Source organism: Candidatus Pelagibacter sp. Uisw_127 (assembly GCF_047722515.1).
Classification (GTDB): Bacteria; Pseudomonadota; Alphaproteobacteria; order Pelagibacterales; family Pelagibacteraceae; genus Pelagibacter.
In genome coordinates, this window is the sequence record NZ_CP159815.1 from 772359 (window position 1) to 787962 (window position 15604).

At 28.8% G+C, this 15604-nt stretch carries 20 protein-coding genes and 1 pseudogene; 12 read left to right on the forward strand and 9 right to left on the reverse strand.

Annotation, left to right across the window (positions count from 1 at the left end; all coding sequences use genetic code 11):
• Nucleotides 1-31: 31 nt before the first annotated feature.
• The 5 genes from ABXT65_RS04270 to ABXT65_RS04290 all read left to right on the forward strand — a co-directional run bounded on the left by ABXT65_RS04270 (nucleotide 32) and on the right by ABXT65_RS04290 (nucleotide 5562).
• Nucleotides 32-943 carry a bifunctional enoyl-CoA hydratase/phosphate acetyltransferase gene (locus tag ABXT65_RS04270; protein ID WP_415322477.1) on the forward strand — a complete coding sequence of 304 codons (912 nt, stop codon included), beginning with the start codon at nucleotides 32-34 and terminating at the stop codon, nucleotides 941-943.
• Nucleotides 944-1005: 62 nt separating this feature from the next.
• Nucleotides 1006-2301: a histidinol dehydrogenase gene (hisD, locus tag ABXT65_RS04275; protein ID WP_415322479.1), complete on the forward strand. Its 1296-nt coding sequence runs from the start codon at nucleotides 1006-1008 to the stop codon at nucleotides 2299-2301.
• A 51-nt stretch (nucleotides 2302-2352) separates the two neighbouring features.
• On the forward strand, nucleotides 2353-2589 hold the full coding sequence (locus ABXT65_RS04280; protein ID WP_415322481.1) for a hypothetical protein: 237 nt from the start codon (nucleotides 2353-2355) through the stop codon (nucleotides 2587-2589).
• Nucleotides 2558-4210 carry a sulfatase-like hydrolase/transferase gene (locus tag ABXT65_RS04285; RefSeq protein WP_415322483.1) on the forward strand — a complete coding sequence of 551 codons (1653 nt, stop codon included), beginning with the start codon at nucleotides 2558-2560 and terminating at the stop codon, nucleotides 4208-4210. Before ABXT65_RS04280 ends, ABXT65_RS04285 begins: the two co-directional genes overlap by 32 nt.
• Before the next feature lie 5 nt (nucleotides 4211-4215).
• The gene (locus ABXT65_RS04290; RefSeq protein ID WP_415322485.1) at nucleotides 4216-5562 is read left to right on the forward strand and encodes a class I SAM-dependent methyltransferase; all 1347 of its coding nucleotides are present in this window, start codon (nucleotides 4216-4218) and stop codon (nucleotides 5560-5562) included.
• Nucleotides 5563-5568: 6 nt separating this feature from the next.
• Here ABXT65_RS04290 and ABXT65_RS04295 read toward each other — a convergent pair whose 3' ends face one another.
• The 3 genes from ABXT65_RS04295 to ABXT65_RS04305 are packed head-to-tail and all read right to left on the reverse strand — an operon-like array spanning nucleotide 5569 to nucleotide 8080.
• Nucleotides 5569-6180: a LysE/ArgO family amino acid transporter gene (locus tag ABXT65_RS04295; RefSeq protein ID WP_415322487.1), complete on the reverse strand. Its 612-nt coding sequence runs from the start codon at nucleotides 6178-6180 to the stop codon at nucleotides 5569-5571.
• An 8-nt stretch (nucleotides 6181-6188) separates the two neighbouring features.
• The gene (locus tag ABXT65_RS04300; RefSeq protein WP_415322489.1) at nucleotides 6189-7670 is read right to left on the reverse strand and encodes an aldehyde dehydrogenase; all 1482 of its coding nucleotides are present in this window, start codon (nucleotides 7668-7670) and stop codon (nucleotides 6189-6191) included.
• Nucleotides 7670-8080, reverse strand: a complete 411-nt coding sequence (locus ABXT65_RS04305; protein WP_415284124.1) for a VOC family protein — start codon at nucleotides 8078-8080, stop codon at nucleotides 7670-7672. Before ABXT65_RS04305 ends, ABXT65_RS04300 begins: the two co-directional genes overlap by 1 nt.
• Before the next feature lie 77 nt (nucleotides 8081-8157).
• Between ABXT65_RS04305 and epsC the strand changes: the two genes are divergently transcribed.
• Complete coding sequence (gene epsC, locus ABXT65_RS04310) at nucleotides 8158-8736, forward strand: serine O-acetyltransferase EpsC (RefSeq protein WP_415322491.1); 579 nt, start codon at nucleotides 8158-8160, stop codon at nucleotides 8734-8736.
• On the forward strand, nucleotides 8736-9737 hold the full coding sequence (locus ABXT65_RS04315; protein ID WP_415322493.1) for a cysteine synthase A: 1002 nt from the start codon (nucleotides 8736-8738) through the stop codon (nucleotides 9735-9737). Before epsC ends, ABXT65_RS04315 begins: the two co-directional genes overlap by 1 nt.
• Here the strand turns inward: ABXT65_RS04315 and ABXT65_RS04320 are convergent.
• Nucleotides 9734-10150, reverse strand: a complete 417-nt coding sequence (locus ABXT65_RS04320) for a hypothetical protein (RefSeq protein WP_415322494.1) — start codon at nucleotides 10148-10150, stop codon at nucleotides 9734-9736. The two genes, ABXT65_RS04315 and ABXT65_RS04320, sit on opposite strands and share 4 nt — an antisense overlap.
• Nucleotides 10151-10292: 142 nt before the next feature.
• Here ABXT65_RS04320 and ABXT65_RS04325 point away from each other — a divergent pair, with 142 nt between their 5' ends.
• The 5 genes from ABXT65_RS04325 (at nucleotide 10293) to ABXT65_RS04345 (ending at nucleotide 11971) form a co-directional block, all read left to right on the forward strand.
• Entirely contained in the window at nucleotides 10293-10499 is a 207-nt protein-coding gene (locus ABXT65_RS04325; RefSeq protein ID WP_168606465.1) for a hypothetical protein, read from the forward strand.
• A 121-nt stretch (nucleotides 10500-10620) separates the two neighbouring features.
• On the forward strand, nucleotides 10621-10833 hold the full coding sequence (locus tag ABXT65_RS04330) for a hypothetical protein (protein ID WP_415322496.1): 213 nt from the start codon (nucleotides 10621-10623) through the stop codon (nucleotides 10831-10833).
• A gap of 215 nt (nucleotides 10834-11048) precedes the next feature.
• The gene (locus ABXT65_RS04335; RefSeq protein WP_415322497.1) at nucleotides 11049-11378 is read left to right on the forward strand and encodes an antibiotic biosynthesis monooxygenase family protein; all 330 of its coding nucleotides are present in this window, start codon (nucleotides 11049-11051) and stop codon (nucleotides 11376-11378) included.
• 30 nt (nucleotides 11379-11408) lie between these two features.
• Complete coding sequence (locus ABXT65_RS04340) at nucleotides 11409-11741, forward strand: DMT family transporter (RefSeq protein WP_415284131.1); 333 nt, start codon at nucleotides 11409-11411, stop codon at nucleotides 11739-11741.
• A 2-nt stretch (nucleotides 11742-11743) separates the two neighbouring features.
• Complete coding sequence (locus ABXT65_RS04345; protein WP_415322499.1) at nucleotides 11744-11971, forward strand: DUF2798 domain-containing protein; 228 nt, start codon at nucleotides 11744-11746, stop codon at nucleotides 11969-11971.
• A 348-nt stretch (nucleotides 11972-12319) separates the two neighbouring features.
• Here the strand turns inward: ABXT65_RS04345 and ABXT65_RS04350 are convergent, their stop codons facing one another.
• From ABXT65_RS04350 to ABXT65_RS04370, 5 genes and pseudogenes are all read right to left on the reverse strand, one after another.
• Nucleotides 12320-12664, reverse strand: a complete 345-nt coding sequence (locus tag ABXT65_RS04350) for a DUF952 domain-containing protein (RefSeq protein ID WP_415322501.1) — start codon at nucleotides 12662-12664, stop codon at nucleotides 12320-12322.
• A gap of 219 nt (nucleotides 12665-12883) precedes the next feature.
• The gene (locus ABXT65_RS04355) at nucleotides 12884-13444 is read right to left on the reverse strand and encodes a DUF924 family protein (protein WP_415286827.1); all 561 of its coding nucleotides are present in this window, start codon (nucleotides 13442-13444) and stop codon (nucleotides 12884-12886) included.
• A complete protein-coding gene (locus ABXT65_RS04360; protein WP_415322503.1) occupies nucleotides 13445-14251 on the reverse strand; it encodes an inositol monophosphatase family protein in 807 nt (268 codons plus the stop codon).
• Nucleotides 14252-14283: 32 nt separating this feature from the next.
• Entirely contained in the window at nucleotides 14284-14868 is a 585-nt protein-coding gene (locus tag ABXT65_RS04365) for an FMN-dependent NADH-azoreductase (RefSeq protein WP_415322504.1), read from the reverse strand.
• A 23-nt stretch (nucleotides 14869-14891) separates the two neighbouring features.
• Nucleotides 14892-15600: pseudogene (locus ABXT65_RS04370) on the reverse strand (cytochrome c biogenesis CcdA family protein).
• Nucleotides 15601-15604: the final 4 nt, after the last annotated feature.

The window sequence follows — 15604 nt, forward strand, 5'->3', positions numbered from 1 at the left end:
ACTTTTTTAAAATTCAGATTAAATATACCTCATGCTTTCAAATAAAGAAATTGTTTGTCCTAATAACCTTCTAGACCATGCACATAAGAAAAAAGGTGTTAATGCTGCTATCGTTAATGCTGGTTTACCTCTTCCTATGTTGTCAGTTCAGGATGCAGTTAATGAAAACTTAATAACTCCTATCTTCATAGGAGATAAAAAAGAAATTCTTAAGTGTGCTGAAGATTTAAAATGGGATATCTCATCATATAAAATAATTCATGAACCTATAGAAAATAATACAGCTGCAATAGCTGCAAAACTAGCAAGTCAAGATAAGGTAAAAATTATTGTTAAGGGTCATATTCATACAGATATTTTAATGAAAGAAGTTTTAAAAAGAGATTACAATTTACTTGGAAAAACAAGACTAAGCCACATATGGCATATGACAAATACTAAAGACGACAAGCCACTTATAATTACTGATGGTGCTTTAAATGTTTTACCTAATGTAAAAACAAAAATGCATATTTTAAGAAATGTAATTGATTTTTCAAATCGTATAGGGATTGAAAGACCAAAAGTTGCAGTTCTATCAGCGACAGAAGAAATTTTGGATAGTGTGCCAAGCTCTATTGAAGCAAATGAAATTACAAAACTTGCAAAAGAAGATAATTTAAATGCTGATGTTTTTGGTCCCTTAGCATTTGATAATAGTATTTCAAAAAAATCTGCTGCTATAAAAGGTGTTAAGAATATAGTAGCTGGTGATGCGGATGTATTGTTGGTTCCAAGTGTTGAAACTGGAAATAGTTTAGTTAAAATGATGATTTACTTTATGGGAGCTTGTGCAGCTGGTGTTGTTGTAGGTGGTAAAGTTCCAATAGTAATTACTAGTAGATCTGATGAAGCACAAGCTAGATTGGCCTCTATTGCTGCTGCTGTTGTTGCTTTAGACTAATTCTTCATTGAAATAATCACATTAATGTTTTAAATAAAGCTTCAAAATTAGAGAGGGAAACAATGGCTATAACATATTTAAAAAAATCACCCAAAACATCATCAACAGACGACACTAAAACAACTGGAATTGTTCAAGATTTATTAAGAAATATTGAAACTACTAAAGAACAAGGTTGTATCGACCTTACAAAGAAATTTGATAAATATGATGGTGATATTATTGTTTCCAAAGAAAGAATTGAAGAGATTAAAAAAACATTAGACCAAAAAACAAAAGATGATGTTCGGTTTTCATACGAAAGAGTTAGAAAGTTTGCTGAAGCACAATTAAAAAACTATGGTCAGGACTTTGAGGTTGAACTTTCAGATGGATTGTTTGCTGGTCAAAAGCTAATACCAGTTAATACTGCTGGATGTTATGTACCAGGAGGTCGTTATGCACACATTGCATCAGCTGTTATGAGTGTGACTACAGCAAAAGTTGCAGGTGTAAAAAATGTTATCGCCTGTAGCCCCCCAAAAGAAGGTGTGGGTGCTCATCCGACAATTATTTACACAGCCGACCTATGTGGTGCTGATGTAATTTTAAATTTAGGTGGTGTTCCGGCAATTGCCGCAATGACTAATGGTTTATTCAATAACCCTGCAGCTGATATTATTGTTGGTCCTGGAAATCAATTTGTAGCAGAGGCTAAAAGAATTTTATTTGGAAAAGTGGGTATTGATTTATTTGCAGGTCCTACAGAAATTGGAATTATTGCCGATGCTAAAGCTGATCATGAAATAGTAGCAGTAGATTTGGTTGGTCAAGCTGAACATGGCTATAACTCACCTTGTTGGTTATACACAACGAGTAAAGAACTTGCTGAAAAAGTAATGAAAAGAGTTCCAGAATTAATAGCTGAGTTGCCTGAGGTACCAAGAACAAACGCAGATGCTGCTTGGAGAGATTATGGTGAAGTTATTCTTTGTGATACCGATGAAGAAATGGCAACTATTAGCGATGAGTATGCTCCAGAACACTTAGAAATTCAGACAGAAAATTTAGAATGGTTTCACAAAAGACTTACAAACTATGGTTCTTTATTTATTGGTGAAGAAACAACTGTTGCTTATGGAGATAAGTGCTCAGGAACTAATCATATTCTTCCAACTAAAGGTGCAGGAAGATACACAGGTGGATTATTTGTTGGTAAGTTTGTTAAAACTTTAAGTTTCCAAAGAATGACAAAAGAGTCTACTGAGTTAGTTGGTGCTGCAGCTGCAAGAATTTCTAGATACGAAGGAATGGAAGCACATGCAAGAACTGGTGATGTTAGACTTATAAAGTATGGTTATCAAAAAAAATCAAAATAAATAGACGTATAATCTCTTTAATTCTTAAAATTTACTGATATAAATTCCGTAGTGAATCGTCTTAATCAAACCTTTAAATTAATTATAATATTTTTAATCATTCAAACCAATGCATTCGCGTATTTTGACCCTGGTAGTGGATCATATTTAATTCAATTATTTATTGCTTTTATAGCCTCATGCTATGTTTTTTTAAGCAATCCAATTCAATTTATTAAAAGTTTTTTTAATAAAGATAAAAAAATAACGAAAAATAATGAAAAAAATAAAAGTAAAACAGGGGATTGAGACTTTAGGTATTTCATTACTTCTCCTATCTTCTTTTTATTTCTATGAATTTACATATTTAAGCCTTCCAAACTTTGACATTATAATAAACGAGTTATTTAAAATATTTTTTTTAATATTTTTTTTAAATATATTTTTTTTTAATTTATTTAATTTTAGATTTAAAAATATAATTTTATATTTTTATTTAATTTATATTTCAATTTTCTTTATTAAACTTATTTTTAATTCTTCAGACATTATTACTCTTCATTTATTTTTAGAAAAAATAATCAGTTTTTTTATTGATTGGGATCCGCTGCATAAGCCTTTTTTGATAAAAGTCTTTTCTTATAGTTTACCCTTTTTATTAATAATGATTTTTTTGTATATTTTTTATGCAAAATTAAAAAAAGTAAAAAAATTTTTTTCTATATTTGGAGTTATGATCTTCCTTGTAGTATTAAGTGATTTGTCACAAATATATAAAAATGAAATTAAAGAAAAAGAAAATTTTGATGAGGTGAGTAAAACTGAAAAATTTTCAGGAAAGAAAGTATTATGGATACTTTATGATGCTCTAGATCCAGAATTTTTAGAAAAAAAAATTGATAATAAAAAAATATATGAAAACTTTAATGCTTTAAAAAATAGTGGTGTGTATTTTGAAAATGCTTTTTCTCCTGGAAAATTTACTCATGATTCAGCTCCTGCTCAATTAATGGGTATAAATATCCGTGACTCAAAATCTAAACAAAGAATTAAAGTATTCACTAATTTGGAAGGCATAAAAATACCTTTTCAATTTGAAACTACAATTTTTAATGATTTGAAAAGAAAAGGTTTAAATGTTTCTTTAATGTCATCAGTTTTAGAGTATTGTAGTTCATATCTTAGATCTAATAAGTGGAAAAACTGTAAAGACACTATTTCAGATAATAATGAGATTATAATTTTTCAAGATTCACTTAAATTTTTTTTTAGTATTTATTTTAAATTAACAAATTTTTTAAAATTATCTGAAAAAAAAATTTCAAAAGGGGGTACTATTAAAGAATTTATAGAATTTGAAAACTTAGATTTTGAAAGAATTAAAAACCTAAAGTTAAATAATTCAACTTTTTACTCTGATCATGCAAATATAATTAATGTAGATAACACGGTAAGTGAATTAAGAGAAACTGATATGCTTTTCTTACATGTATACAATCCACACACTCATCCAAACAAAGAATTTTTATATAAAAATTTAAATATAGAAAAAAGAATACAAGAAAATATTGATCAGGCTTCTAGTGAAGATAATTATTTTCTCAGATACCTTTATAGTGATATATTTACTAAAAAAATTATTGAAGAAATTAATAAAAATTATATTGATGATGTTCTTTTGATTATTTCTTCTGATCATTGGTGGAGAAGTAAAAAACAATCTGTGGACAAAAATTATATTGGTAATTCTTTTTTCTTAATTAAAAATTTAAATGATGATTCAAATTACCTAGTTACAAAAAAATCAACTACCATTATGATTCCAAAAATAATTAATGAATTTTTTAAGAAATCAAAATTTACAAATAGAGATATTTATAATTTTTCAGACAATTTAGACATTAAAATTCACATAAAAACAAACGATTAAAATTTATGAAAAGACTATCTTTTAGAGATCCTTTATCTGCAGTTTTTGATGAAAATGACAAAATAATTAGAAAATTAAATTCATCTAACGCATTATTTTATAGTGAATTATTTGAAAAAGAATTTTTTAAAAAAATGATTGAGAGTAAATTGATACAAAATTCATTGATTGATAAAAAAAACAATCAAATAACTATGTGTCATAAAAAATTAGAAAATTTTACTGAGGTCACTGAAATGTCTTCCTATCAGCTCTTTTTAGCTGGAAAACTCACACTAGATATTGCGATAGAATGTTTAAAAAATGGCTTCATGTTAAAAGATGCCTCATCATGGAATATTGTTTTTCATCATGGAAAGCCAATATTTTTAGATATTGGAAGTTTTGAGAAATGGAACGGTGAGAATACGTGGATTGCTTATGGTCAATTTATAAGACACTTTATTACTCCTTTGATTTTGAATAAAGAACTAGGGATTTCTACGTCTAAATTATTTATTACAGAAAGAGATGGAATTTATCCAGCAGATGCTAAAAAAAAACTAGGTATAAAGATTTTTAAATCAACTCTTTATTTAGAATTTGTTCTTACCCCATCTTTTTTTAAATCATCAAAATTAAATAACCATAAAAAAAAGTCTTCTAATGTTGAGTTAAATCAAAAAATTTTACTAATCATATTAAAAAGACTAAAAAAAAAACTTTTAACACTAGAGCCTTTATCATCTTCGTTTTGGACGAATTATACCAATAAAAGAGATCACTACTCCAATCAAGACATAATAATTAAAAAAAATATTATTGAAGATTTTTTCCAGTCTCACAAGGGTAAAGTTTTGGATGTTGGTTGTAATACTGGTGAGTTTTTATTTTTAGCAGCAAGATATAGTGACGAGACATATGGAATAGATATTGATGAAAATTGCATTAACTTAATACAAAAAAAACTTCGAAATGAAAATATAACTCTATCAAACGTTAATATTTCAAATCCAACGCCCAGTATTGGCTGGGACAATAAAGAAACATACGGATATATAAAAAAAAATATAAACTACTATGACACAGTTATTTTTTTTGGTATTATTCATCATTTAATAACTATAGATAGAATACCTCTGATTGATATAATTGATCTACTCGCAAAGCTTACAAAAACTCACTTGATTTTTGAATTTGTAAGCAACAAAGATGATAAATTTTTAGAATTAGCAAGTTCAAATATTGATCTATATAATAATTTTACAAAAGAAAATTTTGAAAATATAATTAAAAAAACATTTAATATTGTTGAAATTTATAACCTTGATTACAATAAAAATAGGCATGTTTATATTCTAAAAAAAATATAATTATCTTTAGTTACTTACGGTATCTACAAAAATATAGATTGTTAATAAACTCATATATATCAATATAGATATATTTATTATATTCCAAATTTTTTTATTTTGTACATAACTAGATAAAAGTTTAGATAAATAACCTAATATAAAAAAAAATAAGAACGATGCTATTGATGCACCAATTCCAAACATAATTTTTTCATCTAACAAAAAATTTTTTGAAAAATTTCCTAAGATAAAAACAGTATCTGAATAAACATGAGGATTTAAGTATGTAAAACCTAATGTTTTTAATAAGATATTATATTTTGAAGATTTACTGTCTTTGCTAGTAAAATTAATATTTTTATTAAAGATAGCAACCTTTGTATAAATAAAATGCAGTAAAAAAACAATTAAAAGAACGTTAAAAGTTAATTCAACTGTAGAATTAAAATATTGAATAAAAACATGAAAGAGAAAAATTCCTAAAAAAATTAATAATAAATCTGAAATTGAACAAATTAAACAAATAAAAAAAATATTTTTTTTTTTTAAACCTTGCTCTATGACAAATATATTTTGTGCTCCGATAGCTAAAATTAGGCTCATACTGGTTAAAAAACCTAATATAAGAAAGTTCATTATTATTATTAAGAGTGACTAATCCAAATAGTTTTAGTTTGCAGGTATTGATCCAACGCTTCTGTACCTTGATCTCTACTTAATGAACCAGATTGTCTATATCCACCAAAAGGTGTTTTAATGTCTCCTTCAGAAAAAGTATTAACAGAAACAGTTCCACAAGGTAGGCTTTTAGCCATATGAAAAGCTCTATCAATATCTTGAGTAAAAACACTTGCATGTAATCCATACTTTGAATTGCTTGCAATCTTTAATGCCTCTTCATCACTATTAATCGTAAGAACCCCTAATACTGGTCCAAAAATTTCTTCTTGAGCAATTGTCATACTTTCATTTAAATCATCAAAAAGTGTTGGTTTTGCAAAAAACCCTTTTTGGTTTTCACCCGAAACACCACCCAATAAAAGTTTTGCCCCTTCATCAATTCCTTTTTGAATATACCCATCAACTGTTGCTAAATGTTTTTTAGAAATCATTGACCCCATATTACTTTCTGGATCTAATGGATCTCCAGCTTTAAGAGCTTTTATTTTTTTTGAAACTTTGTCTAAAAATTCATCTTTAACTTTGCTATGAATAATCTGCCTCATATTTGCAGAACAGTTTTGACCACCGTTCCAAAAAGCTGAGTTAACAGCGTTATCAATTAAATCATCTGTGATCTTTGCATCTTCTAAAACGATAAATGGACTTTTTCCACCCATCTCTAAACCAATTGTTTTTAAATTACTTTCACCAGAGTATTTCATGAATAGTCCACCAACTTCTGTTGAGCCTGTAAATGAAACTGCATCAACATCTGGGTGTCTACCAAGTGCTTCACCCACGTCACCAAAACCTGGAACAATATTTAAAACTCCATCTGGAATACCAGCTTCTTTTGCAATTTGAGCAACTCTAATTGCAGTTAGTGGAGTATCTTCTGCTGGCTTAATTATAACTGAACAACCAGCAGCTAATGCTGGCGCCATTTTCCAAACTGCCATCATCAAAGGGAAATTCCATGGAACAACTCCAGCAACAACACCAATTGGCTCTTTAACAATTAAACTAGTTAGTGATGGCTCGGTTGGACCAACTTTACCAAATACTTTATCTATTAATTCTCCATACCACTGAAAATGCATTGGAGCATCATTTGCAACCTCATTAATGCAGTCTCCAATTAATTTTCCTGTATCGATACATTCAAGAACAGAATTTTCTTCACCAGTTTGTCTTAATAATTCTGCAAACTTTAATAAAATATCTTTTCTAAATTCTGGAGATGTTCTAGACCAAACACCACTATTAAAAGCTTTTCTTGAAACTTTAACAGCAAGGTCTACATCTTTATGATTACATTTTGCAACAGAACAAAGAGTTTCACCTGTTGCAGGGTTTATATTTTCAAACTTTTCACCATCAATAGCATCAACGTACTTACCATCAATAAAAGCTCTACCTTCAAACTTAATCTTGCTTGCTATAGATTTATAATCAGAAGCCATTAATCTGCATTAGCAGTTAATGTTTTAATCTCTAAAATATTTTCATTAGGGTCTTTAACAAAAAATGTCTCTTGCTCATATTTGGTACCTTTAAATCTTAAATAAGGTTCATCGTAATATTTGGCACCATTGTCTTTTAATCTTTGCTTAAGAGCATTAAAATCTTTTCTAGATAAATGAACACCGAAATGTGGAACAGAAACATTACCCATATCAACATCGTGTCTTTCACTATCCATTTTATGTTCACTTGCATGAAGAGTTAATTCATTTCCCCAAAAGTCTACATCTGCCCACTCTTGTGCTGAATTATCCAATCTACAGCCTAACGTCTCGCTGTAAAATTTTTTTGCTACTTCAAGATCTCCACATGGTACTGCTAGATGGAAGCAATTTGTGTTTTTGTACATAAGTTTCTCCTCTTTAAATTCGTTATACAATGACTATATAGTCCAATATAATATTTTAATCAATAAAAGCTAAATTCATGAATGACTTTTTACAATCTATAATAGATAGAGATCCTGCGGCAAAATCTAAGTTAAGTTTAATTTTAACTTATCCTGGTGTTAAAGCAGTTTTTTTTCACAAAATTGCTAATTTTTTTCACCTTGCTAAGTTTCATTTAGTAGCAAGAATAATTTCACAATTATCAAGATTTTTAACTGGAATTGAAATTCACCCAGGTGCAAAAATTGGAAGAAACCTTTTCATTGATCATGGTATGGGCGTTGTTATTGGTGAAACATCTGAAATTGGAAACAATGTAACTATTTATCATATGGCAACATTAGGTGGGATTGCTCCAAGTATTAATTCAAATGATCAAAGACAAGTTAAGAGGCACCCAACATTAAATGATTGTGTTGTTGTTGGTTCTGGTGCACAAATATTAGGACCTGTGATGATAGGTGCCAATGCTAAAGTTGGAGCAAATGCTGTAGTTACTAAAGATGTTCCAGAAAACGCCGTAATGGTTGGAATACCAGCTAAAAATGTTGGAACAGCAACTGAAGAATTTAAACCTTATGCTGTTGAGGAAACAAATAAAGATACTTCTAGTTAATGAAAATTATTCAAGACAATTTTATTTCAGGAATAGGTAATACTCCACTTATCAAACTTAGAGCTGCGTCAGAAATTACTGGATGTAATATTTATGGTAAAGCTGAGTTTATGAATCCAGGTGGATCTGTTAAAGATAGAGCAGCACTAGCTTTAATTAAAGATGCTGAGAGTAAAAAATTAATTTCTAAAGGTGGAACAATAGTTGAAGGTACAGCTGGAAATACAGGAATAGGCTTATGTCTACTTGGTAATTCACTTGGTTATAAAACAATTATTGTAATGAATGATAATCAAACCCAAGAAAAAAAAGATTTACTTAGAAATATTGGTGCTGATTTAAGATTAGTTCCAGCTAAACCCTATAAAGATGATGCAAACTTTGTAAAAGTTGCAGCAAAACTTGCTGATGAACTAAGACCAACAAATAACAATGGAGTTGTTTGGGCCAATCAGTTTGACAACGTTGCTAATGCTAAAGGTCATTATGAAACAACAGGTAAAGAAATTTGGGAACAAACTGAAGGTAAAGTTGATGGATTTGTATGTTCGTCTGGAACAGGTGGAACAATTTCAGGAGTAAGTAATGCCCTTAAAGAAAAAAATAAAGATATTAAAATTTACTTGTCAGACCCTAAAGGCTCAGCTCTTTATAATTATATAAAAAATGGTGAATTAAAATCTGAAGGTGGGTCTATTACTGAAGGAATTGGTTCAAGTCGAATTACTAAAAACTTTGAAGATGCTAAAATTGATGACGCCTACTCTATTGATGACCATGAGGCACTTCCTATACTTTACGATTTAATTGAAAATGAAGGTTTAAGCCTTGGCACTAGCTGTGGAATTAATATTGCTGGTGCGATTAGAATGGGTAAAGAATTAGGTCCTGGAAAAACTATCGTTACAATACTTTGTGATAAAAGTGAAAAGTACGCTACTAAAATGTTTAATAAAAAATTTCTAGAAGAAAAAGGTTTGCCTTTTCCTAACTGGCTTTAATACATATAAATTTTATCTGCTAATCCATAACAAAGAACTGCGCTAATAATTGTAAAAACTAAAGGAGCGATTACAGCTTCATTTGAATCGTTCATAACACCCGTCTTATCGATCTTAATTGAGTAAGTATTAACTATAAAGATAGAAAAATTTTGAACAAAAACTAAATTGAAAAATGCCCACGTTGCTTCGACACCATTTGGTCTTACAAACATAATATATAATGCCATCAAGAAAGAACCTAGAAATATTGCACCTGTCATCCGCATAACAGTTGCAGCTGTCTTGTCTATTTGAAATTTTTCTCTAAATTTTTGGTTTCCAATAATCATTTGATAAGCATAAATACCTATACCTAAAAAATGTATTACAAATAATATTAAATAAAAAACTCCATTAAACTTTTCAATCATAAATAGACAATAACAATATTAGTCTTTAAAAATACCTAAATAACTAGTTGGGTCATTTTGCACATGCAAAGTGACAATGTTGGTTATATCAAAAACTTATTATTTTCCTATTGTTTGGTTAATTAATCAAACAAAGGAAAATATGAAAAAAATAGTAATAACATTATTCTTAGTACTTTTCACAAGTTCAGTTTATGCAGGTTCTTGCCCAATGATGGCAAAAAGTATAGATGATAAAATTGCAGAAGCACAAATGCTAAGAGATCAAGGTATGGCAGCTCATGATGCTGGTGATCATGCAAAATCAGAAGAATTATTAGGTAAAGCTATGGAGCTTTTTAAAAGTTAACAAATAATTTTATATATTTAGTGGGATTTCATTTAAAGTAGCTAAATGAATCTCACTACTTCGTTCGTGTCCTTAATATTAGCTGTTATTTTAGGGGGTACATCAAATAGTTTTTCTAAAATTGCACTACTTTTTTAAATCATTTACAATAAACGTAGTTACAAAATTAATAAATAATACAAAAGTTAAAAATATGACTGGTCAAAGGCGTTGGTTAAAAATATGGGCTAGAACAGTTGGAATGCCAATTGGTATTAATGATGAAGATAAGCCTGAGTTTTTACCTATTAAACAAACAGATGTGAAGAAAGCATTAGCTTTTAGAACATTCTAGGTTCTGCTTCATATTCTAACTTGTCTCTTAATTATTGCTGGTAATGGCAGAGTAATGGGTTGGTGGTAATTAAAAAGATTAATAAAAGCACTGTTTGTTACGGTAATGCTTCATGTATATTTTGACTACATGGATTGTAAGATAAATCTCCTTAATTAATAGAGTTGGGATTTGCTTAAGTGTCCCAACTTTAAATAATAAATAAATAGGGTTTTATGTATTTAGCAATAAGTAGACTTCAAGTTATGTCTGGCAAAGAAAATGAATTTGAAACAGTTTGGAAAAATCGTGAACAAGAGACTCATGGTGTGAAAGGCTTTAAGAAATTCAACTTATTCAAAGGTGAGGTAAATAAAGAATTCTCTCTTTATATTTTTCATAGTGAATGGAATACCGAGAGTGACTTTATTAACTGGACAAAATCTAACTCGTTTCAATTAGCACATAAAAATCCTACACTAGAAGGAAATTTATATCTTGGACCCCCCGATTTTGATGGATATGTAGGGTTGCCTGATTTTGAAGGTTTTAAAGTAGTTATATAATTTTAAAAAGATTTCATTTAAGGTAATTAAATGAACATGACAACTTCATATTTATTTCTGATTTTAGCTGTTTTTTTAGGAGTCACATCAAATAGTTTTGCAAAAAGTGCTGAAGGCTTTACCCTTCTCTTTCCAAGTATTATCACAGGAATCACAATCGTTTTATGTATGTATGCACTTTCAATGGTAATGAAAAATATTCCAATGGGGATAACTTATGCATCATTTGCTGGATTAACAATTATTTCAACTGTAATTGTTGGTGTAATTAGATTCAATCAAATGCCAAATCTTTATTCAATGATTGGTTTGGGTTTAATTATAATAGGTGTATTAATGGTTAACTTGTTAGGAAATAATTAATTATGCTTTCAAAAAAATATTCTCAAACTTTATTTATGATTTTTATGTCATTTGGAATGAGCGTTATAATGAGTGGTGTAGTTACTGCGGTGAACACTGGCATTGGTGATGGTTTTATTGAAAGATATTTTAACTCTTGGTTATTTGCTTTTCCTGTAGCATTATTTGCAGCTATTACTTTAGCTCCAATTATAAGACCTCTAGTTAATAAAATTGCCTCAAAAGATTAGTTATAAAAGAATTGTAAAAATTTTACGGAAAAAAATATTGTAAGAAGAGTTTTTTAAATTATCGAAACTTTATTATTTATCAAAATTTAATTCAATAAATATATTTAACATAAAGTAAAATAAATGTTTTGAATGCAATGTTTGAAAATGTTATTGTGTGAATATATATAAAGGAGGTCGATTATGAATTTATCACCACCTGACACATAACTGGTGTAATTAAATAATCAAAGACTAATTAAGATCGAAAAAATATAAAGTCCATTATTATGGATTTTGGCGCATACCGCTAACTTACAGGGGAACTCTTTTGGGCTTTCCGAAAGGGTGAACCCCTTAAAAGATAAGTTAAAAAATAGATGGCAAAACGTGAATACCATCATCATTTAAAGTAATATCAAATTCATTTACTACATTAGAAATATCTAGTGGTGAATATAAATGTGGAAACATATTTCCATCTGATGCTTGTTCCCAAACTAAATGATCTAGCTTTAACGTATCTACCTTTAATAAAATTAAATCTTTTTGGTTTTGGTAAAATTTTTTAAGCGTTCCGGCAACTTGATCGTCACCTGAAAAGTGAATGTAACCATCTTCTAAATCTTTTTTAGAACCTGTTAATTGACCCTTGCTCTTAATTTCTTGCCATTCAGATTTGGTACATATTTTATAAACAAATTTGAAGTTCATTTAAAATTTATATTATTCAGTGGAGATGATGACAATAAGAAACTTCCCTCTTTCGAGGGAAGCTAATATTAACTATCTAATAGAGAGAGAAGATAATGTTAATTTTTGAATTTTGTAGACCCCTTATAGACGACACTTTGAAATATTAAAATGACTTATTGTCACTACAGCAATGCAAAGATTGAATACTTTATTTTATCTGTTCACTTAGTGAACATTTTACCAGGATGAATTTGGTTGAGCTAGAAACTCTATTTCCTCAGGAGTAGATTTTCTATCTAACACTAAGTTTCGATGAGGATATCTATGAAATTTCTTTATTACTAAGGTGTGATCTTTCCAAGATTTTTTTATAGAGATTAAACCTGGATGATCTTTTAAGAATTTATCTAGTAGATAATAGGCCATATCATGATCTGTGATCTCTTCACTGTGAATTAGTGGTAATATCATAAAAAGTCTTTGATCTTGATCCATTTCATCTAAAAAGCCTGCATAAACAGAGTCGTTAACTATCAACCTTGCTTTATGATCTTGGATAAAAGCTTTTGGATCATCTCTAAACATATTTCTTGAAAATTGATCAAACAAAATAACTAGAGCCAAAGATCCAAGGGAAGTGTCTTGCCAATCGTCATATTCGTTTGTACTTGCTAATTCATAATCTTTTAAAAAGTTTTCTTTAATTAATTCATCAAAATCTTTATGTTTTTGGAATCTTTTTTTTGGTGGAGTGTCTTTAAACCAAAAATCTAATATTTTTTTTGCTCTTGTATGCATTTATTTTGAAACTGGTTTTAAAAGCTTAAGCATTTTATTATGAATAGATTGATTAGCTGAAACTAGAATACTTCCAGCATTAACTGCATCTCTATTATCCCATGTTGAAACAATACCTCCTGCAGCTTTTATTATTGGCATCAATGGATGAATATCCCAAATTTTATTAGTAGCCTGAAAGACAACATCAATTTTCCCCTCACATAAATGAGAATAACTAAGTGCGTCAGCTGTTGGAAATTGCATTAATTTTAAAACTTTTGGAATTGTCATTTGTTGCTTTAAAGAGAGGGCTCCATGAAAAGCTCCAGATACTTTTATTTGACTAAAGGGTATATTCTTTGAAACAGAAATTTTTCTTTTTTTACCCTTTTCAAAAACAAAAGCACTTTTATTATCAAAATTTAAATAATATTTATTTAATATTGGAAAATTTGCTAAACCTACAACGGGGTTACCTTTATAGTTCAGGGCTATTAAGTTACTCCATGTTGGATTACCAATTACAAATGATCTTGTTCCATCAATAGGATCTATAACCCACGTATAATCACTGGTAGATTTCTTGTGACCAAATTCTTCACCTATAACTTGATGACTTGGAAATTTTTTCTTTATCTTTAGTCGTATAAACTTTTCAAATGCTTTATCTGATGTTGTAACAGGGTCATAACCTTTACCCTTAATCTTATTTGATACCTTAAAGGTTCTATTCAATTTTGAAAAATAGAACTTGTTTAAATCCTTGGCTAATGTATTTAAAAAATTAGCGTATATCTTATATTTTTTTGTATTTAATAAGTTCATCCTAAAAAAACATACTATTTAATCTATATTGATTAAAGCTTAATTTTATCAATTTGCTCTTCAGCAGATTTAATAGACTTTTCATAATCAATAGCCATTTGATCAGCAGCAATAATATCTATTTTTTTTATTCCAAAAAAATTTAATACATGGATTAACCAGGGTGTCAAAAAATCATCCTTACTATTAATCTTTGTGCCTCCAGAAGTAATTATTAGATAAACCTGTTTATCTTCAAGTAACCCCACTCTACTTCCATCCTCATTATATTTAAAAGTTTCTTTAACTCTTGCAGCTAAATCAGCCCAGGCTTTTAATGTTGCTGGAGGACCAAAATTATAGATTGGTACAGAAATTATTATCGTATCACTTTCTTTTAGTTCTAAGACCAATTTATCTGATAATTCGAACATTTTTTTATGTTGTTCTGACTGCTCACCCTCAGAAATTTTCATTCCAGACTCTGTCAAATTTGATATAAAAATCATCTCATCATTAAGATCTCTATATACGACCATGTCCTCTGGTCTTTTGATTTTGTCTAATAACTTTTTAGCTAAAGCTCTTGAAGTAGAGCCTTCTTTTCTAGCACTTGTATCAATTTGATAAATTTTCATAAATATAGATAGTTATTAACCTATTAACCAAAATTTTGCAAAAATGGTAAAGAATTTAAAATATAGTAGCCTAAGACTTGTAATTGATTAGTTAAGATTAGAATTCCAGTAATTAAAAGTATTATACCTCCAATTTTAGATACTAAATTAATATTCTTTTTAAAGTTTTTAGAAAACATCAAAAATCTTTGCATTAAATAACCTGATAAAATAAATGGTATCGCTAAACCTAATGAATAAAAACTAAGTAAGATTACAGCTTTAAACATTGTTTCTTCAGTAGAGGCTAATGCCAGAATTGAACCTAAAATTGGTCCAATGCAAGGAGTCCATCCAAAACCAAAGGCCATACCCACTATGAAAGAAAACCAAATATTATTATTTTTTTTAGTATAAATCTTTTTTTCAAAATTTAAAAAACCCATATTTATAAGCCCAAGTAATTGAAGAGAAAATATTATAATAACCAATCCAGCAATTATTCTTAAATTTTGTGAGTTTTGTAAAAGCACTTGCCCCAAGTAAGAGGCTGCAGCACCAAACATAATAAAAACGAAAGAAAATCCTAATGTAAATAGTATTAACGGGATTAAGTTTATTTTTTTTTTTTTCAATTAATTCATTTAAGGATGTTCCTGAAATAAAAGAAATATAACCTGGTATTAAAGGTAAAACGCAAGGTGATAAAAAACTGATAAGACCTGCTCCAAAAGCTATAAATAATTCAATCATATAA

Bases quoted from the DNA above. Each gene is read 5' to 3' on its own strand.
- ABXT65_RS04320 (WP_415322494.1), bottom strand. From the start codon at position 10,150: ATGATTGAAAAGTTTAATGGAGTTTTTTATTTAATATTATTTGTAATA.
- ABXT65_RS04350 (WP_415322501.1), bottom strand. From the start codon at position 12,664: ATGAACTTCAAATTTGTTTATAAAATATGTACCAAATCTGAATGGCAA.
- ABXT65_RS04355 (WP_415286827.1), bottom strand. From the start codon at position 13,444: ATGCATACAAGAGCAAAAAAAATATTAGATTTTTGGTTTAAAGACACT.
- ABXT65_RS04295 (WP_415322487.1), bottom strand. From the start codon at position 6,180: ATGAACTTTCTTATATTAGGTTTTTTAACCAGTATGAGCCTAATTTTA.
- ABXT65_RS04315 (WP_415322493.1), top strand. From the start codon at position 8,736: ATGAAAATTATTCAAGACAATTTTATTTCAGGAATAGGTAATACTCCA.
- ABXT65_RS04290 (WP_415322485.1), top strand. From the start codon at position 4,216: ATGAAAAGACTATCTTTTAGAGATCCTTTATCTGCAGTTTTTGATGAA.
- epsC (WP_415322491.1), top strand. From the start codon at position 8,158: ATGAATGACTTTTTACAATCTATAATAGATAGAGATCCTGCGGCAAAA.
- ABXT65_RS04365 (WP_415322504.1), bottom strand. From the start codon at position 14,868: ATGAAAATTTATCAAATTGATACAAGTGCTAGAAAAGAAGGCTCTACT.
- ABXT65_RS04300 (WP_415322489.1), bottom strand. From the start codon at position 7,670: ATGGCTTCTGATTATAAATCTATAGCAAGCAAGATTAAGTTTGAAGGT.
- ABXT65_RS04345 (WP_415322499.1), top strand. From the start codon at position 11,744: ATGCTTTCAAAAAAATATTCTCAAACTTTATTTATGATTTTTATGTCA.
- ABXT65_RS04340 (WP_415284131.1), top strand. From the start codon at position 11,409: ATGAACATGACAACTTCATATTTATTTCTGATTTTAGCTGTTTTTTTA.
- ABXT65_RS04335 (WP_415322497.1), top strand. From the start codon at position 11,049: ATGTATTTAGCAATAAGTAGACTTCAAGTTATGTCTGGCAAAGAAAAT.
- ABXT65_RS04325 (WP_168606465.1), top strand. From the start codon at position 10,293: ATGAAAAAAATAGTAATAACATTATTCTTAGTACTTTTCACAAGTTCA.
- ABXT65_RS04360 (WP_415322503.1), bottom strand. From the start codon at position 14,251: ATGAACTTATTAAATACAAAAAAATATAAGATATACGCTAATTTTTTA.
- hisD (WP_415322479.1), top strand. From the start codon at position 1,006: ATGGCTATAACATATTTAAAAAAATCACCCAAAACATCATCAACAGAC.
- ABXT65_RS04305 (WP_415284124.1), bottom strand. From the start codon at position 8,080: ATGTACAAAAACACAAATTGCTTCCATCTAGCAGTACCATGTGGAGAT.
- ABXT65_RS04285 (WP_415322483.1), top strand. From the start codon at position 2,558: ATGAAAAAAATAAAAGTAAAACAGGGGATTGAGACTTTAGGTATTTCA.
- ABXT65_RS04270 (WP_415322477.1), top strand. From the start codon at position 32: ATGCTTTCAAATAAAGAAATTGTTTGTCCTAATAACCTTCTAGACCAT.